The sequence below is a fragment of the Pseudofrancisella aestuarii genome (genome assembly GCF_003574475.2).
GTDB classification, from domain to species: domain Bacteria; phylum Pseudomonadota; class Gammaproteobacteria; order Francisellales; family Francisellaceae; genus Francisella; species Francisella aestuarii.
The window spans coordinates 307,329-331,221 of sequence record NZ_QLIS02000001.1 but is presented as its reverse complement, the minus strand read 5'-3'; the positions used below and the strand labels follow the sequence as shown (position 1 = coordinate 331,221).

Sequence of the window (23,893 nt, the reverse complement as noted above, 5' to 3'; positions counted from 1 at the left end):
CTAAGATTATCAATATAATTTATTTCTTTATTTTTAAATAAAATGCCAAATTCTATACGAAATAAAATTGGTCAACTTATAATGCTGGACTTTCGCTATTGGGGAGAAGATTCAAATAATCAGCCTTTACCTTTTACAAAAACTAATGATATGGTCAATAAAGTTTTTAAAGATTATAATTTGGGTGGATTTATTCTTTTTAGAGAAAATATTCAAGATAATCAACAAACTATTTCTCTATTAAGAGAGCTTCAAGCTAATACAATTACACCACTATTTTTTGCAACAGATCAAGAAGGTGGTCGAGTAAATCGTCTTCAACAAGGTACTAGCGGATGTGGTAATATGGCTCTAGCTGCAACAAATAATCCTAGCAATGCCTATACCATGGGCAAACTAATTGGTGACGAATTATACTCTTTAGGTATAAATATTAATTTTGCTCCAGCTGTAGATGTTAATTCTAACAAAAATAATCCTATTATTGGTGTGAGATCATATTCTGATAATCCAGAAATAGTTACTAATTATGCTAAAAATGCTATAGATGGTTACCATGATGCTAAGATCATAAGCTGTATAAAACACTTCCCTGGCCATGGTGACACTGCAACAGATAGTCATTTAGGTAATGTAATCTTAGATAAAGCCTTAAATGAATTAGAATCCATAGAGTTATTACCTTTTAGTAAGCTTGCTAGTGATTGCGATATGGTAATGACTGCACATATTAGTGTTCCTAAATTAGATGATACACAATACAAATCCATATCAACTAATGAAAATATCTATGTCCCCACAACCCTCTCTTACAAAATAATATCTAAACTGCTTAAACAACAAATGGGATTTGATGGACTAGTGGTGTCAGATGCTATGGATATGCATGCTATAGCTAAACATTTTGGAACTATAGAGGCATCTAAATTAGCTATCTTAGCTGGTCTAGATATTCTATTAATGCCTGTTCGCGTATGGTCTGAAAATGATATCTATAAGTTAGAAGAACTTTTCTTTAAGCTAGAAAAAGAGTATATAGAAAACTCTACTTTTGCGATTGCAGTGGATAGAGCTTATAGCAGTATCATTAGTTTTAAAGAAAAACATAAACTTGATAAAAGTTTAATATTTAAATTATCTGAAAGTGAGCAGTTGAAACTTGCTAATCAAATTGTTAGCTGTGCTAGGCATCAACAAATATCTTTAGATATAACGAAACAAAGTACAACTTTAGTAAAAAATTCAGGAATTATTCCATGTAATCTTAATAAGCTAAAGAATATCTTAATTATAGATATAGATAATCAGCGTTTAGCAGACTTCAATAATGAATTACAAAAGATAATACTAAAGAATAACTCAAATGCTAATATTATCTGTGAAAACATTGATAATGAAAATATTGAAAATAATATTAAAAATGCTGATGTCATTTTGCTAATCTCAGCAAATCTGCGTGAGTATAGTTATGAATATAGTTACCTAACGTCTATCAGATCAGAAAAAACTATAAACATAGCTGCTCTTGCTCCATATGATATCAACTATATTGATAATGTTAAAAATTATATCTGCATATACGGAGCAACTTCTATAGATCAAACGAATTATACAAAAACATCACTAAAAATTAATATTCGAGCTGCATTAGAAAACATTTTTAACAATAAAAAGTTTACAGGACAATTACCTGTAAAGATTTAATCTAATTACAAGATTTGCATTCAATATTTTTTTATTTTTTATGTCTTCTTGATTTTTATCAATAACTTCAACATGTTACATCATTTCACAATCTTTATGATATGGTAATTAAAAATAATGAATAATTAATATTCCTATTGTTGAGTTAAGCTACCTGTGATATTCTGTATGATTAGATTTTAATTCCCTCTTCATAGGTGTTTTATTAACTTAGAAAAGTTGGGCCGCATGGGCTATTGGAGTGATTTTTATATCTATCCAATTTTTATATTAGGTTTCTTAATTTTAGGTATTGAAAAACTGCCTGTTAAAAATTTCTTTGTCATAATAGTATGTTTTTTTATAGGATTACTTATCTGGACATTTGTTGAGTATTTAGTTCATAGGTTTTTATTTCATAGTTTTCCTTTTTTAGAAAGAATGCATGGGATTCATCATGACTCTCCAATGGAGTTTTTTGGTAACCCAACATTTATATCCTTACCAATATATATAGTTGGTATGTTTCTACCTTTGTTTTTTATATTTGGATTAGCACTTGGAAGTATAATATTTAGTGGTTTTTTAATTGGATCTTTATTATATTTCTTTATTCATCATGCTACTCATCATATTAAAGCAAAAAAAGGTTCTATCTTATTTTTCTATAAAAAATATCATGCTATTCATCATTATAATCAAAAAGCAAATTACGCTGTAACTCTTCCTTTATGGGATAATATTTTTAGAACTAAAAATAAGAAATCCAAATAAATACCTAATTATATAATAGTAAGTTCTTAGCTAATTTTCTTATATCATTCTTCTCTACAAAGTTTGATTTATGTAACCAAATTTTAATTTTCTTATTTGAACCTTCTTGTATGAAAGATATATAAATCCAACCATTTATTATTATTTTCTTTTTAACTAGCCAAAAACTAGTTCTTACTTTATTTTCTATTAGCTCATAATAGCTATCATCTATTGGTAACACTATTGCATCTAGAGTATTATCTTTTTTAAGGGTTGAGAAAATAGATATTAAAATAATAATTATAGAAATTAATAAAATAATACCGCTTAAATAATATACACAGAAAAAAGAAGTTAATGTTAAGCAAAAACCATAAGAAATAATCCTATAATTCCTATCTTGCCTTAAATGAATAATAGATTCTGGCATAGAATGAGACTTAGATTAAATCATATCCAAGTGACTTAAGCGCCCTATCATCATCAGACCATCCTGATTTAACTTTAACATGAGTCTTTAAATTTACCTGCATTCCCACAAGGTGTTCTATATCTATACGAGAATCAGAACCAATTTTTTTAAGTTTAACTCCTTTAGCTCCAATAACTATTCCCTTTTGACTATCTCTTTCAACCAAGATACTAGCATATATATCTACAATACCTCTTTCTTGATCTATCTTATAGCTATCAATTTCTACTGCTATTTGATAGGGAACCTCACTTCCAATAGTTCTCATAATTTTTTCACGGATAATTTCAGAGACCATAAATTTAACACTTCTGTCTGTAACTTGATCCTCATCATAGAAAAAATATTCACTTTCAGGTAATAACTCTTCTATTTTAGCTTCTAACTCATTTATATTATGACCTTGTTTAGCAGAAACATAAGTAACATCATAAAAATCTAATTTGTTTTTTACAGATTCTATAAACATAGATGCTTCCATAGATTTTTTCTTATCTACTTTATTTACTACTAAGAATATAGGAATTTTTGAATCTTTTAATTTCTCTACAATATTATCCTCTAACTCAGTCCATTTACCCATTTCAATTACAAATAATATAACATCAACATCTTTTATCATTGTCGTAGCTGCTTTATTCATAAACTTATTTATAGCTTTAGATTCTTTATTATGAATTCCAGGAGTATCCACATATATAAATTGAGTATCTCCAATAGTTTTAATACCTGTAATCTGATGTCTAGTAGTTTGAGGCTTTCTACAAGTAATACTAACTTTATATTTTAATATATTATTTAGTAAAGTTGATTTACCTACATTTGGTCGGCCAATAATGGAAATATAACCACATTTTTTCATTAGAAATGAATTCTTAAGGATGAATGATTTTACAGAGATTTTAACACTGATTAGCTAGTGTGTCTAATGATGAATCTTTTTAATCTTTTCATTGCTTCTTCAAGCTCTGACATTTTATTTGCACAGCTAATTCTAGCACAGTCTTCAAGACCAAAAGATGATCCTGGCATCATAGCAACAAACTCTTCTTGTAAAAGAGCACTACAAAACTCTGCATCTGTAGTAAATTTAGTATTTGCTAAAAGCTCTTTTAAACTAGGGAATAAATAAAATGTTCCATGAGCTTTTTTGACATTAATATGAGGCATTTCTTTTAGAGCTTTAGCAACAAAATCAGTTTTTTCTTTATATGAATCTATAAATACTTTTAAATCAGCCTCTGGGATATTCATAGCTGTAATAGCGGCATATTGAGATATTGAGCAAGCACAAGTAGTAGATTGTGATTGAAACTTCTTAATAGCATTATTTAAAAATTCTGGGGCTATTGAAAAACCAACTCTCCAACCAGTCATAGAGTAATTTTTAGAAACACCACTAGCTATAACATATCTATCTGCTAAATCTGGTGCAATTTCTGATATTAATGTTGGTCTTTTATCAAAGAATAATTCATCATAAATATCATCACCTATAATCCAAATATTAGGATATTTTCTGATTAGGTTAGCTAATGCTTCAATACATTCTTTCGAGTAAATAAGTCCTGTTGGATTATTAGGATTATTTATAATAATAGCTTTAGTATTTTTATTAATATATGTTTCTAGCTCTGCGACATCAATTTCAAAATTATTTTCAAATTTTGTTTTTACAACTACTGGTTTAGCTCCAGTTAAACTAATCATATCCGGATAAGAAACCCAATAAGGGGCAAAGAAAATAGCTTCATCACCCTCTTCTAATATACAGTTAAAAATATTATGTAGGCTATGCTTGGCACCAGAAGAAATACAAACTTGATCAGCAGAGAATGAAGTTCCATAATTTCTTTTATATCTATCTACTATAGCTTGTCTTAGCTCTTTTAGACCATCTACATTTGTATATTTTGTGATGTTATTATTTATTGCTTCTATACCTGCTTTTTTTATAACATCTGGCGTTGAAAACCCAGGTTCACCTATAGCTAAAGATACAACATCATGACCTTTTTCAGCTAAATCTTTAGCAACTTTCGCCATAGCTGTTGTTGATGATGGAGTGACATTTTGAATTTTCTTATTTAAAGTAGCCATTTCATATACCTTATAGTTTCTCTATAGTAAATTCATTTTCTGAAATCTTGATTATTGTATGATTATCTACATATTTGTAAGATTCTGATTTTAGTAAAGGTTCAGATAAAACAACATAACTATTTTTATATTTTTGACCTTGCCTTTCCATGCCTAATGAATCGAGCATATCTTCATAATTTACATAGTATAATGATGGTTGATGATTAATAGTAGATGTTTTTATAGCATAAGATGTATTTCCATCAGTATATGCTATGCTTGCTTTAATAGCTTGGGGTACATTATTTTGTTGTTGGATTTTGAATATTTGCTCAACGGTTTTATTTATCGCTGTTTTAGGATCTTCTATAAGACCATTAGTTAATGCTAATAAAAACATTGCTTCAGTATCAGTGCAACCATATCTATGTTTGAAATACTTCTTATCTATCAGATATTCAAGATCGTGTCTAATTTCATTAAAATTAAAGATCGCTCCATTATGCATAAAAAGATGATTTTTATATCTAAAAGGATGGCAGTTTGTTGTTGTAGATGGAGTACCGGTTGAAGCTCTTACGTGAGCAAGAAAGTTTTTACTTTTAATATGAGAGGCAATAGAAGCTAAATTTTTATTATTCCAAGCAGGTAAAGGATCTTTATATACTCCTGGTTTTTTATTAAGCTTTGTGTACCATCCTAATCCAAAACCATCCCCATTTACATTTACAACCCCTTCATGTGAAGCAATACTTTGATGAATTAATGAGTTTTCTGGATCAACTAGAAGCTCACTCATTATTATAGATTTTCCATGATACATTAACCAGCGACACATTATTTAATCTCCTTTTTAACCCAGTGTGAAGTTCCTCTTAGATAGACAGGATAAGTTTCATGAGTTAGTCTATTTTCTTTTTTTTGTTTATAGTATTCACTAATAATATAGTCTATTAAAAACTTAGTATCTAAATTAAATTCCGCTATATCAGGTTCAAAATTGATTTGAGCTATTTTTTCTCCAACTGTTTGATAACCATCTAGCATATTTGGAGAATATTCATCTAATTTGTAAACTTGTTCAGAAACTATCTTATCTTTATTCTTATCATAAAAGCCTAGATAGAAATCCCCCATTTTAGCATCAAGGATTACAGCTACTTTATCATTATCAGTGGTAGTACTTTTAGCAATAGCAAACATGCTTGAAAAACCAATCACTGGAATATCTAAACTTACTGCAAATGCTTGGCAAACTGATGCAGCTAATCTCACTCCAACAAAACTTCCTGGACCAACACCATAAGCAACAAAATCTATACTTTTTTTATCTATATTAGCTTCTTTAATAACTTCATCTATCATTGGTAATAGATACTTATTATGTTCTCTTGGAATGAATCTTGTTTGTGAGAAGATTTTATTCTCTACACTTAGTGAAACAGAGCAAAAAGAACTAGATGTGTCTAAAACTAAAAACTTCATTTATAACCTTTAATTTAGAGTTTGTTTTACTTGATAGTTTTTATCTAAAATAACAAATTCAGCATTATATCCTACTTTTATTTGCCCACTTTTTAAATTTAATGATTTTGCTTGGTTTGTACTAGTCATCTTGACAGCATCGAGTAAACTACAGTCTGTAAATTTGATCATATTTTCTAGAGCTTTATTCATAGTTAAAACACTTCCAGCAAGCACTCCATTTTCAAGTCTTGCCTCTCCATGCTTAACTATAACTTTTTGACCACCTAACTCAAATAAACCATCAGCACACCCTTGAGCGGACATAGCATCAGTTATAAGAGCTATGTTATTGGTTCCTTTTATTTCATAAGCAAATTTGACAGTATCTTTATGTAGATGTACACCATCAACTATTAATTCTGCTAAAACTTTTTTAGACATTAAAATTGCTGTGGCTGCTCCTGGATTTCTATGATCAACACCACTCATAGCATTAAAAAGATGTGTTGCATGAGAGCACCCTCTTTCTATAGCAGCTAGAGCTTGATGAGCTGTACAGGCTGTATGTCCAATTGATGTAATAATTTTTTGCTTATTACAGAAATCTATTATTTCATTAGTTCCTTTTATTTCTGGGGCAATGGTTATTTTTTTAACCAAATTTCCTGAATTAATATTCCAAGTATTTAACTTATCTAGATTTGCATCTTGTAAGTAATTTGGATTTTGAGCACCTATTTTTCCTGGAGAAATAAAAGGACCCTCTAAATGAATACCTGCTATTTTAGCGCTATCTTTTATAATTTTTTGATTATAATTTTTGATAGCTAACATAGAATTTAGAATATCTTCATATGATGCTGTCATAGTTGTTGCTAAATAGCTTGTGACACCATGCTTGTATATTGATTTTGAAATAGTTTCTAAAGATTCTAAAGATCCATCCATAACATCAGCACCATTAGAGCCATGAATATGAATATCTATAAATCCTGGTAAAACATAATCATCATTAGATAATTCAATAACTGGTAAGTTATATAAATCTTTTTTTATATCTTCTTGAACTAGTTCGATAACACCATTTTTTACTAAAATATCTGAATGTTTTATTTCTGTATCAAAGCATACTTTTGCGCCTTTAAGGATATAACTTTGCATAAATAAATCTTATATATAAAATATCTTATTAATAAATATATCAGAATTATGGTTTTTATCTACTCATGTTACATTGGTTTCCAGGGCATATGCATAAAGCAACTAAAGAATTTAGAAAAAAAATGCCTCAAATTGATATTGCTATAGAAATAGTTGATGCAAGAATTCCTGAATCTAGCAGTAATAATGTCTTAGAAGATATAGTTGGCGATAAGCCAATTATCAGGATACTTTCAAAAAATGATCTTGCAGATAAAGAAATAACTAAAGAATGGATAAACTACTATAAAGGTAATGCTATAGCAGTAGACACACTTACCGATAAAAATATTGTAAAAAAAATAGTAGCTTTAGCAAAAAAACAACTGCCAAATAGAGGAACTGTTTTAAAACCTATTCGAGCAATTATATTTGGTATTCCAAATGTTGGTAAATCAACTATGATTAATAAACTTGCAGGTAGAAAAGTTGCTAAAACTGGAAATGAGCCTGCTGTAACAAAAATGCAACAAAGAATAGATATTGAAAAAGGATTTATAATATTTGATACGCCAGGAATTATGTTTCCAAGTCCTAAAAGCGAGCAGTCAGGATATAGAATTGCATGTGTTGGTTCTATTCGTGATACTGCAATGGATTATATTTCTACAGCAGATTTCTTAATAAATTTTCTAAATTCTCAAAATAATAGTCTGCTTACTAATAGATACAATATAACTGTTGAGAATAAACATTCTCAAGATATTTTAAAAGAAATAGCAAGTTTAAAGACAAATAGTAATATTGAGCAGGCAGCTAAAAATATTGTACATGATTTTAGAAATGGGCATTTTGGAAAGATTTCATTAGAAGATCCAGCTACTGTTTTAGATGAAAAACAAGCCTTAGAAGATATTATTGAAAATAAAAGTGGTGATAATTCTTAAATGCAGCTAATTACTATTATATAATGTCGTAGTGGCTGTGTATCAATTTATTTAGTGTAAATCTGGAATATGATTATAAAAAGAAAAAAGGATAAAAATCCTGTTGAGAAAAAAGCAAGAAAGAGCTTGACTAAAAAACAATCAATTATAGTAGGGTTAGCTATTTTAATTCTTGGTCTTGGTGGTATGGGAATTAATCTTTATTTAAGTCATACACATAAGGCTTATTTAGAGGCTTATGCTAAAGCTATAAATGATATTCAAGCGAGAAAAAGTGATGGCTATAATGAGGCTTTTGAGATTTTAAAAGAATTAGATGAAAATGGTAAAGCCACTACTTCAGATAGATATTATTTAGGTTATATTTATCAATTTGGTCTAGGTACTAGCGTTAATTATAGAGAAGCCTATAAAAACTATAATATAGCTTTGAGTCAAGGATCTGCTAGAGCTGCTTATCAATTGGCTATCTTATACATGAATGGCGATGGTGTAAATAAAGATAATGCTAAAGCCAGAGCGTATTTAGTTCATGCATATAAAAAAGGTTATAAACCAGCTTTAGAGCAATTAGTTAAACTTTTTGATGAAAATCCAGATCTTATTTTTAATACAGATCCTGTTTTACTATATAAGATATTTGAATTATATGAAAATGGAGAGCTTCCTTCTGATAACGAAGATGAAGTTGATACATTATTAAAAGCTGCAGCAGTACAAGGTTATGAACCGGCTTTAGTCAAACAGGCTAATAGATTTACTAATAGTAACCAGTATTCTAGAGCTTTAAACTTATGGAAAGAGCTTGAAAAGAGCAAGGATCCTGAAGTTGCAAAAAATGCTAAAGATAATGTTACTCTAATAACTGATAAATTGTCTGAAGCAAAAGTTACAGATAAGCTTAATGAGGAAGTACAAAACTATAAACAATCTCAAATTGCTGAGAAGATAACAAATGAATCTCAAGTTAGAAAACAGAATGCTGATAATATAAGTAATAATGTTAATAATAGATCGCTAGTTAATGAAGGTCTAATTTATTTTTATTATAGAAATATTAATAAAGAATATTTTAGAGAGTTTATTTCAAAAGCTTTAGGCGTTGATAAAAAAGATATTCAGTTATTAGATAGTACCAAGATAAGCTTAGTAAGTATTGACTATTTTAAAGATAATAACACATCAAAATATATACATAATTTATTTACTACTCCAAGTAAAATTTCATGGGATAACTTGATAGATTTAAATAAAAGTTTTAATAAAAATAATGATTACTATATTGCTAAAATTAGTTTTATAAATAAGTTTCTAAAAATAAGACAATTTAAAAATACTAGCTTAATAAAAGATCAAAAAGATATAGCTGTTCCAGTTGCCACTCCTACAGCAGCAGTTCCATCTACTCCAGTAGCTAATAAAATTACTGAAGCTGAAACTACTAAGAAAGTAGAAAAAGAGTTAACAACAGAAGAGAAAATGAAAGCTCTAAAAGAATCTGCTGTAAAAGATAATTATGTTGATAGAGCGAAATTAGAGAAAGAAGCTGAGAATGGTAAAGCCGAAGCTATATATTATTTAGGTGAGTATTTCTATGATATGAAAGAATACCCAGAAGCGATAGAAGAATTTAGAAAAGCAGCTAAATTAGATTATGGCCCAGCATACTATAGATTGGCGAATATATATTTTGATGAAGATGATGATGGCTTAAAATATGATAAAGAAAAAGCTATTCAATATTATCAAAAAGCGGCGGCTAATGGCGTGGAGAATGCTAAATATATTCTTATGCTTATTCAATAGTCTTTAAACAAATATTATCTAAATCTTTAAAAAAACAAATATATGTCTTCTGATAATCAACTTGAAGAAAAAACCTTAAAACTAAACTTTATCATAGCAGTTATTTATGCTGTTTTTAGTATTGTAATAGTTTACTTCGCACAATCATTGACAGTTCTTTTAGACACTGGATATTCTATAGTAACAGTACTGATATATGCATTTTCAATTTATGTAATAAAAAAGATTAATCAACCTGCTAATGATAGATACCCTTATGGTTATTATAGGTTAGAACCTGTTTTTATATTATTTGAATCAGGTTTTGTTCTTCTAATAGCAATAAGTGTAATTCTGATTTCAATTATAAATATGATAACTCATGCAATAAAACCTAATTACGGTTTTGCTTTACTGTCTGAAATTGTAGGAACAGTTTTATGTATAGTTATGTTCATATTTGTCTATAAGAAATCTAAGGTAACAGGATCAAGAATTTTAGCAGCTGATGCTGAACTATGGAAAGCTGATAGTTTACTTGGGATTGGAGTAACTTTAGCTATTTTCATAGGCTTTATTTTAGAGTATTTGGGATATCATAAGTTAGCAATATATGTTGACCCTATAATAGCTATCTGCATGGGTATTTTTATAATGAAAAATCCTATTAAGCTAATTATGGAATCCTATTCTCATTTACTTGATGTAGCACCAGTAGAAGAATTAGAAATAAAGATTTTTCATTTTGCTGAAGAGATTGCCAAAAAATATTCTATAGCTATTAATCAAGTAAAGGCTACTCAATCAGGACGTTTTATATTTGTGGATATTCATTTAAATCCAGATCAAGTTTTGGAAGGTAAAAAGTTGAGCCAATATAAAACAGAGCTAAAGAAAATTTATAATAAAAAATTTTCATGTAATGAATTTAAGGTTTATATTCTTCTATAATTATTTATAAATCGCCAAATTCATAAGTTGACTACCTTGGCAAGCTGCACCTTTGATATGAAGACTTATGATAGTTCCACCAAAAGGAAACCATAATGGTTTTTTCTCCATAGTAGAAGTTTGGATATATTGCCCTACTATTTCATTTGCCTTAAAAGTATCACCTGCTTTTACAAACCATTCATAAAGACCACCTTCTACTGCTCTTATAGCTTTATAATTTGCAATATCATTATGAGTGATTTTTGTGCTTAATCTATTTGTTTCAAATGGTGAATCAATTATCCCTCTATAAGCTAGATAATTTAATACACCTTGAGTTTGCATTTTAGCATCATCAAAATTTATATACTCTTCTGATCCTAGCTCAAGAGTAAAACATTCCTTTAATACTTCTTCATCTCTACCTTGCTTTTTGAACTCTTCTTGTAGTTTCCACCAAGGTACGAATATAGCTTCATCTAGAGCGCCACCAAAATCATTACCAATAACTAGAGTTTCTCTATAGCCAAACTTTTCAGCTGCTTTTTTAGCAAACTCTGGAGTGTAAATATATGTAATAGCATCTGTATCTGTATGTAGATCTAAAACATAATCAGCTTTTATAGCTTCCTTTTGGACAGAATAGTTTAGTCTTTTAGCACGAGATAAAAACCACTCTTCTGATAAAGCTTCATCTAATTGTTTAGCTAATATTTTTTCAAAAGCTTTTTTATATTCTGCTGTATTGGAGTTTAAATGTTCCTTAACAAAAGCGGCATAGTCGATAGTTTTGAAAAAATAATATCTGTTCCAGTTATCACCACTCGCTGAATCAAATCTGCCTTGGTGCCCTGCCCCTTGAAAAACATCCATTCCTATAGGATTACATTGAGGAATTAGGTAGATATTTCCTTTTGGTTGATGCTTTTTAAAGTAATCAATAAGATCTACCATTACAGCATTACCTTGTAGTTCAGATGCGTGCATACTTGCTTGCATATAAACACTAGGGGCATTTTTATCAGAGCCTGTGATAGTGATTTTCTCTATAAAAATGTCATTCCCATTAGATGCTTGACTGACTTTTATTTTCTCTTTTGAAATATAACTGTGTTCCATATTAATGTATCCCCTACTTCTTATGTTGTATAATTAAATGTTAAAATGACTGTATTTCAGAACAATTATATTAGATATGATAAAAGTAACAACATTTAATGCTAACGGTATTAGAGCGGCTGCTAGAAAAGGCTTTTGGGAATGGTTTGATAAAAAGGATGTAGACTTCCTATGTATACAGGAAACAAAAGCTCAATTTCACCAGCTTGAGAATGATCCTACTTTCTTTCCAGAGGGATATTTTTATGACTATAAAGATGCTGAAAAGAAAGGCTATAGTGGTGTTGCTATATATGCTAAGAAAAAACCTATAAAAGTTGTCAAAGAAATAGGTTTAGATTGGGCTGATGCTGAGGGAAGATATATTCAGTTTGATTATGATAAGTTTAGTATAGCTAGTTTGTACTTACCAAGTGGTTCTAGTGGTGATGTGCGTCAAGAGTTTAAAATGCAGTTTTTAGAAAAGTATAAAGATATTCTCAAAGAGCAAGCAGCTCAAGGTAGAGACTTTATAGTTTGTGGTGACTTTAATATAGTGCATAAAGAGATTGATATAAAAAACTGGAAATCAAACTATGGCAAGACTTCTGGGGTGTTACCAGAAGAGCAAGCATGGTTAGATTATATCTTTGATGATATTGGTTGGGTAGATGCTTTTAGAGTGATAAATCATGAGCCTAATAACTACACTTGGTGGTCAAATAGAGGCCAAGCAAGAGCCAAAAATGTAGGCTGGAGAATTGATTATCATATCACTACATCAGGCTTAAAAGATAAAGTAGTAAAAGGTTCAGAGTGTATTTATACAGAAAATTGGTTTTCTGATCATGCACCTTTGACTATGAGTTATGATTATAAGGTTTAAATAATTTATTAAAGGAAATTTTATGGATATAAAAGCTATCTTTTTACCTATGCTTTCAGTAGCTTTACAATATTGGTATTTATGGGCTATAGCACTAATTTTTCTTTTTATAAAAACTCCATTTTTTAAAGGTTGGATAGGAGAGAAAATTTTAACAATATCAGTTAAAAATATTGTTAAAGAAAAAAATGGAATCTTATTAAATAATTTATTATTACCTACAGAGAAAGACACTACTCAAGTTGATCATGTATTACTACTTCCATCAGGAATATTTGTTATAGAAACTAAAAATATGAAAGGTTGGATCTTTGGTGATGCTAAAAGTAGAGACTGGACTCAACAAATATATAAACATAAATCTAAGTTTCAGAATCCATTACATCAAAACTATAAACATGTGAAGACTATTGAATCTATATTGGATCTAGATGATGAATATGTTCATAATATTGTAGCTTTTGTTGGTAGTGCTACCTTTAAAACTCAATTGCCAGAAGGGATCTATACTATATTTAAGCTAAGAAAATTTCTAAAGAATCAAGAAGGGAACAATTTTAGTCATGAAAAGCTAAATGAATATTCTAATATTCTTCAGAGTAATAAAAAGAGAAATACTATAGTTAATAACTATAATCATGTTAAAAACCTTAAAGAGAAATATAATTCTAATGAAATCTGTCCAAAATGTTCAAATGGGCTTGTTGAAAGGACTATTAAAAAAGGTGAAAAAAAAGGACAAACATTCTTAGGTTGTAGCAATTTTCCAAAATGTAGATATATAAAGAATTAGAGCTATGCCAAACGTTTATGTATTTTCAGGTCTACCAGGAGTAGGCAAAACAACTTTAGCTAAACAATTGGCACGAGCTGTGCCAGATTCTGTCTACTATAGAATAGATACTATGGAGTATTATCTAAAAAAAGAATATTCAAAAGGATTAACAAAACAAGGTTATGAAATAACTTACTACTTAGCGAAAGAGAATTTAGAATTAGATAAGAATGTTATTATAGACTGTTGTAATCCAGTTAAAGAGTCTAGAGAATTATGGAATAAACTATCTATTGATTCTATTAAGGTAATAAATATCGAAGTTTTATGTAGTAATAAAGAAATTCATAAAAGTAGAATAGAATCTAGATTTAAAGGAAATATAAATAAGTACCCCTCTTGGCAATCTGTGCTAGATAGAGACTATGAAACTTGGTTTGATAAAGATGTGATTAGAGTTGATACAGCTAATATTGAAATTAAAGACTCTTTCGATAAGTTAATGAAATTAATTAAACTAAAAAATGAGGAATAACAATGAGTAAAAATCATTTTGATGTAATAAGTGTTGGTGGTGGTTCTGGTGGAATTGCTGCTGCTGTTCAAGCTGCTAAATTTGGTAAAAAAGTAGCTATTATAGAAAAGTATGAGTTAGGTGGCACATGTGTAAACAGAGGTTGTGTACCTAAAAAAGCTATGTGGTATGGTGGTATGCTTGCTGAGCAACTAAAACATGATGTTAAAGGCTATGGTTTTGATATCGACTATAAAGGCTTTGACTGGAAAGTTTTAAAAGAAAAAAGAGCTACATATATAGGCAATATTCATGGCTTTTATGACAGATTATTAGATAAGTGGGATATCACGCATTTTAATAATTGGGGTAAATTTAAGGATAACAAATCTATCGAGCTTGATAATGGTGAAGTTGTAACAGCAGATCATATCTATATCTCTCCAGGTGCTTACCCTATCGTTCCTGATAATATTCCTGGTGCTGAGTTTGGTATCACATCAGATGGCTTTTTTGAGTTAGAAGATACTCCTAAGAAAGCTGTAATAGTTGGTGGTGGTTATATTGCCGTTGAAATTGCTGGAGTTCTAAATGCTCTTGGTACTGATGTGACTATAGTTATTCGTAAAGAAAAACCTCTTAGAGGCTTTGATAATGATATCGTTGACACTCTAGTTGAGTCCATGAATACATTAGGTCTTAAGATCTTAAATAATAATAATATTACTAAAGTAGAAAAAGCTGGAGCTAATCTAAATATAGAGTTTGATAATGCAGAATCTATGAAAGATATTGATACTTTAATATGGGCTACTGGGCGTGCACCAAACACTCATAATCTAGGTCTTGAGAATACGAATATAAAATACAATCAAAAGACAGGTACGATTGATATTAACGTATGGCAAGAAACTAATGTGAAAGGCGTATATGCGCTTGGTGATGCTACTATAAATGCTCAATTAACTCCTGTGGCTATAGCTTGTGGTCGTAGATTATCTCGTAGACTTTTTAATGGTGAAACTGGTCTTAAGCCTAGGTTAGAATACATCCCTACAGTTATATTCTCTCACCCTGCTATTGGTACAGTAGGCCTATCTGAAGAAGAAGCTATTTCTAGATATGGTAAAGATGATATTAAAGTCTATAAGAGTAGATTTACGGCTTTATATTCTGCGATTTCTGGTTTCAGAATGCCAACAGTAATGAAGCTAGTAGTTCAAGGTAAAGATGAAAAAGTAATTGGCTGTCATATGATTGGTCTAAATGTAGATGAGATGCTTCAAGGTTTCTCAGTAGCTATAAATATGGGCGCAACTAAGAAAGATTTTGATGATACTATAGCTATCCACCCTACTAGCTCAGAAGAGCTTGTGACTATGGTGTAAATTAAATGAAGCCAACTAAACAATCAATAATTCATGTAGCTATTGTTGTAAGAGATTATGATGAGGCGATTGATTTTTATACAAAAAAATTAAATTTTGATTTGATAGAAGATACATATCAACCTGAGCAAGATAAACGATGGGTATTAGTGGCTCCTAAAAACTCAAAAGGATTTTCTTTATTATTAGCTAAAGCATCTAAAGAAGAGCAAAAAAGCTTTATTGGTAACCAGACAGGTGGCAGAGTTTTTTTATTCCTTAACACTGATGATTTTTGGGCAGACTATAATAGAATGAAAGATTTAGGTATAGAGTTTGTCAGAGATCCTTCAGTTCAAGAATATGGTACTGTTACTGTATTTAAAGATCTATACGGAAACTTATGGGATCTTATACAATTAAATGAAGATAAAAAAATTAGTAAAAACCTATAAATTATTAAGAAATAAATATTTATGATATTAACTACAGCAGATACTGTTCCTAATAAAGAGATAGTAGAATATAAAGGCCTAGTCACTGGTATTATTGTTAGAACCCCTACCATTGTGCAAGGCATACTAGGTGGTTTAAAAGATATTATCGGCGGTAAAAATGTTTCTTATACTAATGTTTGTTTGAAAGCTCGTGAACATGCTGAAGAAGAAATGAAAAGACAAGCTCAAGAGCTAGGAGCAAATGCTATTATAGCCATTCGTTTTGACTCTAGTAGTCTTGGTGGTAGAACTAGTGGTACAGAGGTTTTCTGCTATGGAACTGCTGTGGTTGTTAACTAAAATTTGAGTATTGATATGTAAATAAGGCAGGGAAAAAGATGAGGTTTATAAAGTTTCTTATTCTATTAATTTCATCTATTAGCCTTAATAGCTGTCTTTTATTTGTGGCTCCTTATGCTATCCAGCAAAATGCTAAAGTTAGTCAGACTTATGATTACAATTTAATTGATGTATATAAAGCAACAATATATAAGATAAATTCCACTGAAGGTGCAAGTGTAGTTTCAGTTAGTGGAGCTGGCGGAGACTATTCAAAATCTATTCAAATTTTAGGTAAGATAGATTCCTCAGACTATAAAGGAAAATTTAATATAAATATTGATAAAGTAACAAATACATCATCTAAATTTACTATAAAATATAATATTTTAGGAGATAAAGTACAGTCTCATAATTTCTTAGCATCTATCAAAAAAATCCTTGATGATAAGTCTTATCTGCAAAACAATAATACAACTGTTAAATAGCTATATTTTTTATTATTAAATAATCTAAAAAATTCTTATTAGCTTTAAAACAAAATTGTTAATTAGCTATAGATTGACTAAAATTAGAGAAATAATCTTAGAGTAATAAAATGTAAATATGATCACAGAATTAGATGCATCTTGGCAAGCTTGGGTAAAAGAAAATATTGAGCGAGGCTGTAATAAAGAAGAGTTGTTTAAAATAATGTTAGATCACCAATTTACTCCTAGTACAATTCAAGCAGCATTAGGTCTAAAAGAACTAAGCCAATATCTAAAAAGTCTAATTAATAATGAAGACTTAGATCATAAACCACAATTATATAACCTTCCTGAAGAAACATTCAAAACTGCTCAGAAAGTACCAAGCAATAAAGCAAGGGCTTATATTCAACCGGATTTTTTATCAAAAGAGGAATGTGAGCAAGTTATAGCACGAATTAAGAAAAATCTCCGCCCTTCATTAATTACTAATCCGAATGAGCCTGATAAGTATTTTCGTACTAGTAAAACTTGTGATTTAGGTATTCATACGGATGATTTTATTAAATACATTGATCATAAAATTGCAGGCTATTTAGGTATAGATCCTAGTTGTTCAGAAGTGATACAAGGTCAGTATTATCAAGTTGGTAATGAATTTAAATTGCATACTGATTATTTTCAACCAAACACTTCTGAATATAAACAGTTTGCGGCAAGACAAGGTCAGAGAACTTGGACATTTATGATTTACCTAAATAATGTTGAAGAAGGTGGACATACTGATTTTCCAAATCTTGATCTCTCTGTTAAGCCTAAATTAGGAACAGCTGTTATTTGGAATAGTCTTGATGAAAAAGGTGTAGTAAATCGAAACACCCTTCATTGGGCAAAGCCTATTATTAAAGGTGAAAAATACGTTATTACAAAATGGTTTAGAGAAAGAGCTATTTAGTCCTTTAGAAAATTATTGTCATTATTCCTAAGACTATTAAAAGAATTGCAAATGTAGTTTGTAGATATTTATCATTCATTAAGCTTCTTATTTTATTTGCAGAAAACATACCTATAGAACTACCTAATATAAATAACCCTGCAATATAGAAGTTTATTTCAGTCTGCTGGAAATGTGATATAAATCCAGATGTTGATATTAAAAATACAATAAATAGAGATGTAACAATCGCTTTCTTCATAGGCATTTTAGCGGCAAATATTAAGGCTGCGATTATTAAAAAACCTCCACCAACACCAAATAAACCTGTCAATGTACCTGTAATAACTCCAGCTATTGCTAATACTAATTTACATTTCCAAGCTAAGTGCAGTTTACCATCATCAGTATATTTACAGGCTGTTTCACGATTATTAGCTGTTTTGAATATAATCGGCTTGATCATAGTCCAGATACCAACAAATATCATCAGTCCAGAAAAGCTTAGTAATAGTATATTTCTAGGGAGGTGTTCCGATATTATGGCACCTATAGGCGTAATAATCATTCCAACTGTTGCTAATATAAGTACAGCAGAAAACTCTATATCTCTTAACTTTGGTAAAAAGCCAAGCATTGCAGTTAATCCTACTACAAGCAAAGATATTGTGACTGCCTCTTCATATGGTAACTTTAACCCATATATAAGCATTGGTACAGCTAGTATAGAGCCACCACCACCAGTTAACCCTAAGGCTATACCACATAAAAGTCCAAATAATATAACTAACATAATATAAAACTACTCAGGATCCTTTAATCCGCAGTTTAAGTTTGCTGGAACAGCAATATTCATATAATTTGGAGGAGCTAATTTAAGACTATCCATTAACTCTTTATACTCTACAGCAGACTTAACTTTTAGTCTTGGATTATGCTTTTTCTCTTCAGCTATAGTGCTACTAGTTAGACCATTATAATCATGGCCTGGATAAATAATAGTTTCATCAGGTAATGCTAGTAGTTTTTTAGTAATACTATTATAAGCTGCAAAAGAATCACCATTTTGGAAGTCTGTTCTGCCAGAACCTCTAATTAATAAAGTATCTCCAGTAAAGACTCTATCATTCATTAAGAAAGAATATGAGTCATCTGTATGGCCTGGTGTATAAATAGCTTTAATTTCATATTTACCAAATTTAATGATGTCATTATCAAAAACTTTTTTAGTTGCGCAGTTTGCTTTACTCTCACCACCAATGACAATGTCGCACCCTGTTTCCTTTCTAAGGATACCAGCAGCTGTTACGTGATCTGCATGAACATGAGTATCCATAGCGTAAATTAATTTTAAATCTAACTCTTTTAAAAGTTTTAAGTATTGTTGTACATTGAATCTTACAGGATCAATTATTATTGTTTCTCTAGTTTCTTCACATCCTAATATATAAGTATATGTATAAGTTTCTCTATCAAATAATTGTCTAAAAATCATAATTCGACTCCATATAATGCTTAAAATTATATTAGAAAATTCTAATATACAAATTTATTATATCTATATAACTAATTTTAATCAATAATTTGAAATACCTAAAATAAGAATATCGTATTCATTAAAAATTAAACTCTGCACCAGGACCTGAAAATCCAAAATGTAATTTAATATCTTCTACAGGCTCAATATAAACACTACCTGGAGCATATTTTAAAGTTGGCTCATTAGAAATGTTCATATTATAGTTTTTATTTTTAGGCTTAGACCTTTTAACGTAACTAGCATGTTGTTCATCAATATATTGCTGATTTAATGATTTGTGGGTATTGATGTCACCCTTAGAAAGTCCTTTATATTTATTATCAGAATCTAAATCAAAAGAATCTTTAGCAGAGATATAAAGAGGAATAATTAAAAAAATAAAGATTAAATATAAAAATCTATACACTTTTAATTTATTAGAATCTTAATAACTTTATTTGAGTTTATATTATTTAGATAAAGATGAGAAATTTTAAACTTTTTTATTGCCTCTAAATTTACTATTTTCATTAATTTTTTTCTTTATAACATCAGAAAAACTTTTAACATGAGGGGATTTTTTTGCTTTATTAGCTCTTTTAGCTGCAATAATTTTAACTTCGTCAATTTTTTTAGCTTTAGTCTTTCTAAGCATATTTGTTTCAGGAACATTATGCTGAGTCGCAAAGCCCTCTAGCTCATCTCTCGGTAATAAGTGTCCTATTAAATGCTCTATATTTGATAATAGTTCAACTTCATCTGCACTTACTAAAGATATTGCAACACCTTCTTGCCCTGCTCTACCAGTTCTACCTATACGATGCACATAATCTTCAGCAACACTTGGTAAATCAAGATTTATAACGTATGGTAGTTGTTGGATATCTATACCCCTTGCAGCAATATCTGTTGCTACTAATACGCTTATTGTATTGGCTTTAAAATCTGCTAATGCCTTAGTTCTTGCTGTTTGGCTTTTATTACCATGTATTGCACTGGCATTAATACCTGCTTGATTAAGTTTTTCAGCAATTCTATTAGCACCATGTTTTGTACGAGAAAAAACTAAAACCTGATGCCAGTTATCTTTCTTAATAAGAGAGATAAGAGCATTAATTTTCTTTGCTTTATCTACAGTTATAATACTTTGTGATATTTTTTTAACAGTTGTATTTTCAACGTTTGCAGCAACTGATTTTGGATGATGCAAAAAGCTTTGAGCTAATTCTTTTATTTCTGGAGAAAATGTAGCTGAAAACATTAATGTTTGTATTTTCTTTGGTAAAAGTTTATGTATCCTTTTTAAAGAATGTATGAAACCCATATCAAGCATTCTATCAGCTTCATCAAGCACTAAAGTATTTAATTCAGTGAACTTAACAGCTCTTTGTTCATATAGATCTATTAATCTACCTGGTGTAGCTATTAAGATCTCAACTCCTTTTCTAAGAGTCATCATCTGAGGGTTTATGCTCACTCCACCAAAAACTACAGCTGATCTAATATGAGTATTAGAAGCATATATATCTATTTGTTCTTTTATCTGAGCTGCCAACTCTCTTGTTGGAGTTAAAATAAGTACTTTAGTTGTGTTAGAACCTGCTTTTGGTTGATTCATTAATTTTTCAATAATTGGCAATGTAAATGCAGCAGTTTTTCCTGTACCCGTCTGAGCAGATGCCATTAAATCATTATTTTGTAGTATAAGAGGAATAGATTTTTCTTGTATAGGTGTAGGCTCTGTGTAACCTTTTGTTTCTAAGGCTTTACATATTTTTAATGAAAGTCCTAAATCTAAGAATTTATTAGACATTATTATCCTTTTAATGTTTAGTCATACTATATTAGCATTTATTAAAATATTAGTTAGATTTATTTATACGTTATTAAGTAATATAATCTTTCTCTAGAAATATTTAATTAATTAAAATTAATGAGTATAACTTATAATAAAAAGTTGGGTTTAGAGATTCAAAATCACTTAATAGCAAAAGGTTTAGAGTCATTTAGAAAAGTGCCACATAACAAATCTGAGCAGTTAGATATCATATCGAATGCTTATAGTGATATTTTAAAAACCTTAGGCTTAACAACTTCAGAATTTGATAAAACGCCATATAGAGTAGCTAGAATGTTTACTCAAGAAATATTCTATGGTTTAGACTATGAAAATTTTCCTGATTGTTCTTTATTTGAAAATGATTTTCACTATGAAGGAGTATTAACTCAAAAAAATATAAATATAATGTCATTTTGTGAGCATCACTTTGTACCTTTTGAAGGAGTCGCTGAGATCTCTTTTATTCCTAAAGATAACAAAATAATCGGCTTGTCTAAATTAAATCAGATTTGTGACTTTTTCTCTCGTAGACCGCAGATACAAGAAAGATTAACTGCTCAGATATTTGAAACTTTAAAATTTTTACTTAAGACAGAGGATATTTCAATAAATATAAAAGCTAAGCATACTTGTGTTTCATTTAGAGGTTTAAATGATAAAGATTCTATTACAGAAACAAAAATGACTGGTGGTGCTTTAAGTCAATGAGTCAAATTTTAGATTTAGGATTTATATTTTTTTGTATTTTAATTTTAAGCTGTTTTTTTACAAAGAAATGGTTAAAAAAAACTCTAATCATAATTACTATCATATATTATTTAATTGGTTCTGGAATAGCAGGAAATCTTCTTGCTAAAGGTATAGTAACAAATCAAATAAATATAAGTAGCTGTAGTAATACAAAAGCTATTATATTATTAGGAGCAGGAAGCACTAAAACAATTGCTGGCGATTTACCAAGTATCTCAGCATATGATAGGATTATTAAAACAGCTCAAGTATATGCTAAATATCCTCAACTAATAATTATTAGTGGAGGAACAATAGATAGTAAGGGCTCTGAAGCAGATATCTATGCCAAAGAGCTATATAGTCTAAATATTCCTAAAGACAAAATAATTATTGAAAATAAATCTACTAATACATATGAGAATGCAAAATTTACAAAAGATCTTCTTCAAGAAAGTGAAAATAATAAATATTGTTTAGTAACAGATGGATTACATTTAAAGCGAGCAATTTTATATTATGAAAAATTTAATATTGATGTAATACCTTTAGCTTCTTCTTTACCAACAACAAATATAAAATTCTTACCAAATTCTTATAATATTTATATTACTCAGAGAATAGTCCATGAATGGTTTGGTCTTCTAAAGGCATATATAGATATAAAACTTAGATAAGTTATTTAAAGTATTTATATTGAAACCATAGAGCTACATTCACTAGTCCAATTAATACAGGGACTTCTACTAATGGACCAATAACACCGACAAAGGCCTGAGCTGAATTTATTCCGAATACCGATATTGCTACTGCTATCGCTAGTTCAAAGTTATTTGAAGCTGCTGTAAAGCTTAATGAAACTGATTGTTCATAATTGGCTTTAAGTTTATAAGACATCCAGAAAGAAATGAAAAACATAGCTAAAAAGTATATTAAAAGAGGTATAGCTACTTTTACTACCTGAAAAGGTAAACTAATAATTTGATCACCTTTAGTAGAGAACATTAGAACAATAGTAAATAAAAGTGCAACTAGTGTTAAAGGTGAGATGATAGGAGTGAAAACATTAACATACCACTCCTCACCCTTAGCAGGTATTAGTATTGTACGAGTTAATATTCCAGCTAGAAAAGGTATACCTAAATAGATACCAACATTCTTAGCAATTTCTAACATTGAAATATGTACTTCAGCACTTTCCATGCCTAAAAATCTAGGAATGATAGTTATAAATATATAAGCATAAGCAGCGTAGAAGATTATCTGGAATATAGAATTAAAAGCAACTAGACCAGCACAATATTCACGAGAGCCTTTTGCTAAATCATTCCATACAATAACCATAGCGATACATCTAGCTAGTCCTATAAGAATGAGTCCAATCATAAAGTCTGGTTGATTATGAAAGAAAACTATAGCTAATATAAACATTAATATAGGCCCTATTATCCAGTTTTGGATTAGAGATAAAATTAATATTCTGCTATTTTTAAATACTTCTGGCATAGTTTTATATTTAACTTTTGCAAGTGGTGGATACATCATCACAATTAATCCTATACCTATTAGCCAATTTCCAGAGTCTACATCAAAAGCATTAATGATATTTTTTGTATTAGGCAATAGATAGCTAATAGCTATACCGATAAACATTGCTAAAAATATCCATAGAGTTAAGCACCTATCTAAAAAATTTAATTTTTTTAATTCTGTTCGCATA

Annotated in this window: 27 protein-coding genes; 15 read left to right on the top strand and 12 right to left on the bottom strand. The window is 29.5% G+C overall.

All coding sequences use genetic code 11. The annotated features are described in order from the left end of the window. Positions 1–42 precede the first annotated feature (42 nt). Together DNK87_RS01705 and DNK87_RS01700 are read left to right on the top strand one after the other, a co-directional pair. Positions 43–1,704, top strand: a complete 1,662-nt coding sequence (locus DNK87_RS01705; protein WP_119330501.1) for a glycoside hydrolase family 3 protein — start codon at positions 43–45, stop codon at positions 1,702–1,704. A 228-nt stretch (positions 1,705–1,932) separates the two neighbouring features. Next, positions 1,933–2,457, top strand: coding sequence for a sterol desaturase family protein (locus DNK87_RS01700; RefSeq protein ID WP_244614585.1), 525 nt, complete (start codon positions 1,933–1,935; stop codon positions 2,455–2,457). 4 nt (positions 2,458–2,461) lie between these two features. Here the strand turns inward: DNK87_RS01700 and DNK87_RS01695 are convergent, their stop codons facing one another. The 6 genes from DNK87_RS01695 to nagA are packed head-to-tail and all read right to left on the bottom strand — an operon-like array spanning position 2,462 to position 7,621. Then, positions 2,462–2,869 carry a hypothetical protein gene (locus tag DNK87_RS01695; RefSeq protein ID WP_119330503.1) on the bottom strand — a complete coding sequence of 136 codons (408 nt, stop codon included), beginning with the start codon at positions 2,867–2,869 and terminating at the stop codon, positions 2,462–2,464. Positions 2,870–2,879: 10 nt separating this feature from the next. Next, positions 2,880–3,773: a GTPase Era gene (era, locus tag DNK87_RS01690; protein ID WP_119330504.1), complete on the bottom strand. Its 894-nt coding sequence runs from the start codon at positions 3,771–3,773 to the stop codon at positions 2,880–2,882. 50 nt (positions 3,774–3,823) lie between these two features. Further along, positions 3,824–5,011 (bottom strand): pyridoxal phosphate-dependent aminotransferase, encoded by a 1,188-nt coding sequence (locus tag DNK87_RS01685; RefSeq protein WP_119330505.1) that lies wholly within the window; start codon positions 5,009–5,011, stop codon positions 3,824–3,826. Positions 5,012–5,021: 10 nt separating this feature from the next. Next, complete coding sequence (locus tag DNK87_RS01680) at positions 5,022–5,831, bottom strand: class II glutamine amidotransferase (RefSeq protein ID WP_119330506.1); 810 nt, start codon at positions 5,829–5,831, stop codon at positions 5,022–5,024. Further along, entirely contained in the window at positions 5,831–6,478 is a 648-nt protein-coding gene (gene tsaB / locus DNK87_RS01675) for a tRNA (adenosine(37)-N6)-threonylcarbamoyltransferase complex dimerization subunit type 1 TsaB (protein ID WP_119330507.1), read from the bottom strand. The genes DNK87_RS01680 and tsaB overlap by 1 nt, the downstream gene beginning before the upstream one ends. Before the next feature lie 9 nt (positions 6,479–6,487). Continuing rightward, positions 6,488–7,621 carry an N-acetylglucosamine-6-phosphate deacetylase gene (gene nagA / locus DNK87_RS01670; protein WP_119330508.1) on the bottom strand — a complete coding sequence of 378 codons (1,134 nt, stop codon included), beginning with the start codon at positions 7,619–7,621 and terminating at the stop codon, positions 6,488–6,490. A gap of 65 nt (positions 7,622–7,686) precedes the next feature. On the opposite strand from nagA, the gene ylqF reads away from it, so the two are divergent. The 3 genes from ylqF (at position 7,687) to DNK87_RS01655 (ending at position 11,283) form a co-directional block, all read left to right on the top strand. Further along, positions 7,687–8,547, top strand: a complete 861-nt coding sequence (gene ylqF, locus DNK87_RS01665; protein ID WP_119330509.1) for a ribosome biogenesis GTPase YlqF — start codon at positions 7,687–7,689, stop codon at positions 8,545–8,547. A gap of 69 nt (positions 8,548–8,616) precedes the next feature. Further along, positions 8,617–10,353, top strand: a complete 1,737-nt coding sequence (locus tag DNK87_RS01660) for a tetratricopeptide repeat protein (protein WP_119330510.1) — start codon at positions 8,617–8,619, stop codon at positions 10,351–10,353. Positions 10,354–10,395: 42 nt separating this feature from the next. Next, positions 10,396–11,283: a cation diffusion facilitator family transporter gene (locus DNK87_RS01655; protein ID WP_119330511.1), complete on the top strand. Its 888-nt coding sequence runs from the start codon at positions 10,396–10,398 to the stop codon at positions 11,281–11,283. Here the strand turns inward: DNK87_RS01655 and DNK87_RS01650 are convergent, their stop codons facing one another. Then, positions 11,284–12,384 (bottom strand): succinylglutamate desuccinylase/aspartoacylase family protein, encoded by a 1,101-nt coding sequence (locus DNK87_RS01650; RefSeq protein WP_119330512.1) that lies wholly within the window; start codon positions 12,382–12,384, stop codon positions 11,284–11,286. A gap of 76 nt (positions 12,385–12,460) precedes the next feature. On the opposite strand from DNK87_RS01650, the gene DNK87_RS01645 reads away from it, so the two are divergent. From DNK87_RS01645 to DNK87_RS01610, 8 genes are all read left to right on the top strand, one after another. Continuing rightward, a complete protein-coding gene (locus DNK87_RS01645; RefSeq protein ID WP_119330513.1) occupies positions 12,461–13,249 on the top strand; it encodes an exodeoxyribonuclease III in 789 nt (262 codons plus the stop codon). Between the two features lie 22 nt (positions 13,250–13,271). Then, the gene (locus DNK87_RS01640) at positions 13,272–14,042 is read left to right on the top strand and encodes an NERD domain-containing protein (RefSeq protein WP_119330514.1); all 771 of its coding nucleotides are present in this window, start codon (positions 13,272–13,274) and stop codon (positions 14,040–14,042) included. Between the two features lie 4 nt (positions 14,043–14,046). After that, complete coding sequence (locus DNK87_RS01635) at positions 14,047–14,559, top strand: P-loop nucleotide/nucleoside kinase family protein (RefSeq protein WP_119330515.1); 513 nt, start codon at positions 14,047–14,049, stop codon at positions 14,557–14,559. A 2-nt stretch (positions 14,560–14,561) separates the two neighbouring features. After that, positions 14,562–15,926, top strand: coding sequence for a glutathione-disulfide reductase (gene gorA, locus DNK87_RS01630; protein WP_119330516.1), 1,365 nt, complete (start codon positions 14,562–14,564; stop codon positions 15,924–15,926). Between the two features lie 5 nt (positions 15,927–15,931). Beyond that, positions 15,932–16,360, top strand: coding sequence for a VOC family protein (locus DNK87_RS01625; RefSeq protein WP_119330517.1), 429 nt, complete (start codon positions 15,932–15,934; stop codon positions 16,358–16,360). A 21-nt stretch (positions 16,361–16,381) separates the two neighbouring features. After that, complete coding sequence (locus tag DNK87_RS01620) at positions 16,382–16,702, top strand: YbjQ family protein (RefSeq protein WP_119330518.1); 321 nt, start codon at positions 16,382–16,384, stop codon at positions 16,700–16,702. A gap of 38 nt (positions 16,703–16,740) precedes the next feature. Continuing rightward, positions 16,741–17,169, top strand: a complete 429-nt coding sequence (locus DNK87_RS01615; RefSeq protein WP_119330519.1) for a DUF3568 family protein — start codon at positions 16,741–16,743, stop codon at positions 17,167–17,169. A gap of 118 nt (positions 17,170–17,287) precedes the next feature. Beyond that, on the top strand, positions 17,288–18,106 hold the full coding sequence (locus tag DNK87_RS01610; protein ID WP_119330520.1) for a prolyl hydroxylase family protein: 819 nt from the start codon (positions 17,288–17,290) through the stop codon (positions 18,104–18,106). A 4-nt stretch (positions 18,107–18,110) separates the two neighbouring features. On the opposite strand, the gene DNK87_RS01605 is transcribed toward DNK87_RS01610, so the two are convergent. The 4 genes from DNK87_RS01605 to DNK87_RS01590 all read right to left on the bottom strand — a co-directional run bounded on the left by DNK87_RS01605 (position 18,111) and on the right by DNK87_RS01590 (position 21,417). Then, a complete protein-coding gene (locus DNK87_RS01605; protein WP_119330521.1) occupies positions 18,111–18,878 on the bottom strand; it encodes a sulfite exporter TauE/SafE family protein in 768 nt (255 codons plus the stop codon). Between the two features lie 9 nt (positions 18,879–18,887). After that, complete coding sequence (locus DNK87_RS01600) at positions 18,888–19,580, bottom strand: MBL fold metallo-hydrolase (RefSeq protein ID WP_119330522.1); 693 nt, start codon at positions 19,578–19,580, stop codon at positions 18,888–18,890. 121 nt (positions 19,581–19,701) lie between these two features. Beyond that, the gene (locus tag DNK87_RS01595) at positions 19,702–20,031 is read right to left on the bottom strand and encodes a hypothetical protein (RefSeq protein WP_119330523.1); all 330 of its coding nucleotides are present in this window, start codon (positions 20,029–20,031) and stop codon (positions 19,702–19,704) included. A 66-nt stretch (positions 20,032–20,097) separates the two neighbouring features. After that, a complete protein-coding gene (locus DNK87_RS01590; protein ID WP_119330524.1) occupies positions 20,098–21,417 on the bottom strand; it encodes a DEAD/DEAH box helicase in 1,320 nt (439 codons plus the stop codon). A gap of 120 nt (positions 21,418–21,537) precedes the next feature. On the opposite strand from DNK87_RS01590, the gene folE reads away from it, so the two are divergent. Further along, entirely contained in the window at positions 21,538–22,152 is a 615-nt protein-coding gene (folE, locus tag DNK87_RS01585; RefSeq protein ID WP_119330525.1) for a GTP cyclohydrolase I FolE, read from the top strand. Further along, positions 22,149–22,850, top strand: a complete 702-nt coding sequence (locus DNK87_RS01580; RefSeq protein WP_119330526.1) for a YdcF family protein — start codon at positions 22,149–22,151, stop codon at positions 22,848–22,850. Before folE ends, DNK87_RS01580 begins: the two co-directional genes overlap by 4 nt. Position 22,851: 1 nt before the next feature. On the opposite strand, the gene arsB is transcribed toward DNK87_RS01580, so the two are convergent. Beyond that, positions 22,852–23,892, bottom strand: a complete 1,041-nt coding sequence (gene arsB, locus DNK87_RS01575) for an ACR3 family arsenite efflux transporter (RefSeq protein ID WP_119330527.1) — start codon at positions 23,890–23,892, stop codon at positions 22,852–22,854. Position 23,893: the final 1 nt, after the last annotated feature.

Excerpts from the sequence above, each read along its gene's own strand:
- DNK87_RS01645 (WP_119330513.1), top strand. The coding sequence starts at position 12,461 with ATGATAAAAGTAACAACATTTAATGCTAACGGTATTAGAGCGGCTGCT.
- DNK87_RS01615 (WP_119330519.1), top strand. The coding sequence starts at position 16,741 with ATGAGGTTTATAAAGTTTCTTATTCTATTAATTTCATCTATTAGCCTT.
- DNK87_RS01590 (WP_119330524.1), bottom strand. The coding sequence starts at position 21,417 with ATGTCTAATAAATTCTTAGATTTAGGACTTTCATTAAAAATATGTAAA.
- DNK87_RS01695 (WP_119330503.1), bottom strand. The coding sequence starts at position 2,869 with ATGCCAGAATCTATTATTCATTTAAGGCAAGATAGGAATTATAGGATT.
- DNK87_RS01705 (WP_119330501.1), top strand. The coding sequence starts at position 43 with ATGCCAAATTCTATACGAAATAAAATTGGTCAACTTATAATGCTGGAC.
- folE (WP_119330525.1), top strand. The coding sequence starts at position 21,538 with ATGAGTATAACTTATAATAAAAAGTTGGGTTTAGAGATTCAAAATCAC.
- DNK87_RS01650 (WP_119330512.1), bottom strand. The coding sequence starts at position 12,384 with ATGGAACACAGTTATATTTCAAAAGAGAAAATAAAAGTCAGTCAAGCA.
- DNK87_RS01660 (WP_119330510.1), top strand. The coding sequence starts at position 8,617 with ATGATTATAAAAAGAAAAAAGGATAAAAATCCTGTTGAGAAAAAAGCA.
- arsB (WP_119330527.1), bottom strand. The coding sequence starts at position 23,892 with ATGCGAACAGAATTAAAAAAATTAAATTTTTTAGATAGGTGCTTAACT.
- ylqF (WP_119330509.1), top strand. The coding sequence starts at position 7,687 with ATGTTACATTGGTTTCCAGGGCATATGCATAAAGCAACTAAAGAATTT.
- DNK87_RS01605 (WP_119330521.1), bottom strand. The coding sequence starts at position 18,878 with ATGTTAGTTATATTATTTGGACTTTTATGTGGTATAGCCTTAGGGTTA.
- gorA (WP_119330516.1), top strand. The coding sequence starts at position 14,562 with ATGAGTAAAAATCATTTTGATGTAATAAGTGTTGGTGGTGGTTCTGGT.
- DNK87_RS01640 (WP_119330514.1), top strand. The coding sequence starts at position 13,272 with ATGGATATAAAAGCTATCTTTTTACCTATGCTTTCAGTAGCTTTACAA.
- DNK87_RS01610 (WP_119330520.1), top strand. The coding sequence starts at position 17,288 with ATGATCACAGAATTAGATGCATCTTGGCAAGCTTGGGTAAAAGAAAAT.
- DNK87_RS01685 (WP_119330505.1), bottom strand. The coding sequence starts at position 5,011 with ATGGCTACTTTAAATAAGAAAATTCAAAATGTCACTCCATCATCAACA.
- DNK87_RS01635 (WP_119330515.1), top strand. The coding sequence starts at position 14,047 with ATGCCAAACGTTTATGTATTTTCAGGTCTACCAGGAGTAGGCAAAACA.
- DNK87_RS01655 (WP_119330511.1), top strand. The coding sequence starts at position 10,396 with ATGTCTTCTGATAATCAACTTGAAGAAAAAACCTTAAAACTAAACTTT.
- nagA (WP_119330508.1), bottom strand. The coding sequence starts at position 7,621 with ATGCAAAGTTATATCCTTAAAGGCGCAAAAGTATGCTTTGATACAGAA.
- DNK87_RS01700 (WP_244614585.1), top strand. The coding sequence starts at position 1,933 with ATGGGCTATTGGAGTGATTTTTATATCTATCCAATTTTTATATTAGGT.
- DNK87_RS01625 (WP_119330517.1), top strand. The coding sequence starts at position 15,932 with ATGAAGCCAACTAAACAATCAATAATTCATGTAGCTATTGTTGTAAGA.
- DNK87_RS01600 (WP_119330522.1), bottom strand. The coding sequence starts at position 19,580 with ATGATTTTTAGACAATTATTTGATAGAGAAACTTATACATATACTTAT.
- DNK87_RS01680 (WP_119330506.1), bottom strand. The coding sequence starts at position 5,831 with ATGTGTCGCTGGTTAATGTATCATGGAAAATCTATAATAATGAGTGAG.
- era (WP_119330504.1), bottom strand. The coding sequence starts at position 3,773 with ATGAAAAAATGTGGTTATATTTCCATTATTGGCCGACCAAATGTAGGT.
- DNK87_RS01620 (WP_119330518.1), top strand. The coding sequence starts at position 16,382 with ATGATATTAACTACAGCAGATACTGTTCCTAATAAAGAGATAGTAGAA.
- tsaB (WP_119330507.1), bottom strand. The coding sequence starts at position 6,478 with ATGAAGTTTTTAGTTTTAGACACATCTAGTTCTTTTTGCTCTGTTTCA.
- DNK87_RS01580 (WP_119330526.1), top strand. The coding sequence starts at position 22,149 with ATGAGTCAAATTTTAGATTTAGGATTTATATTTTTTTGTATTTTAATT.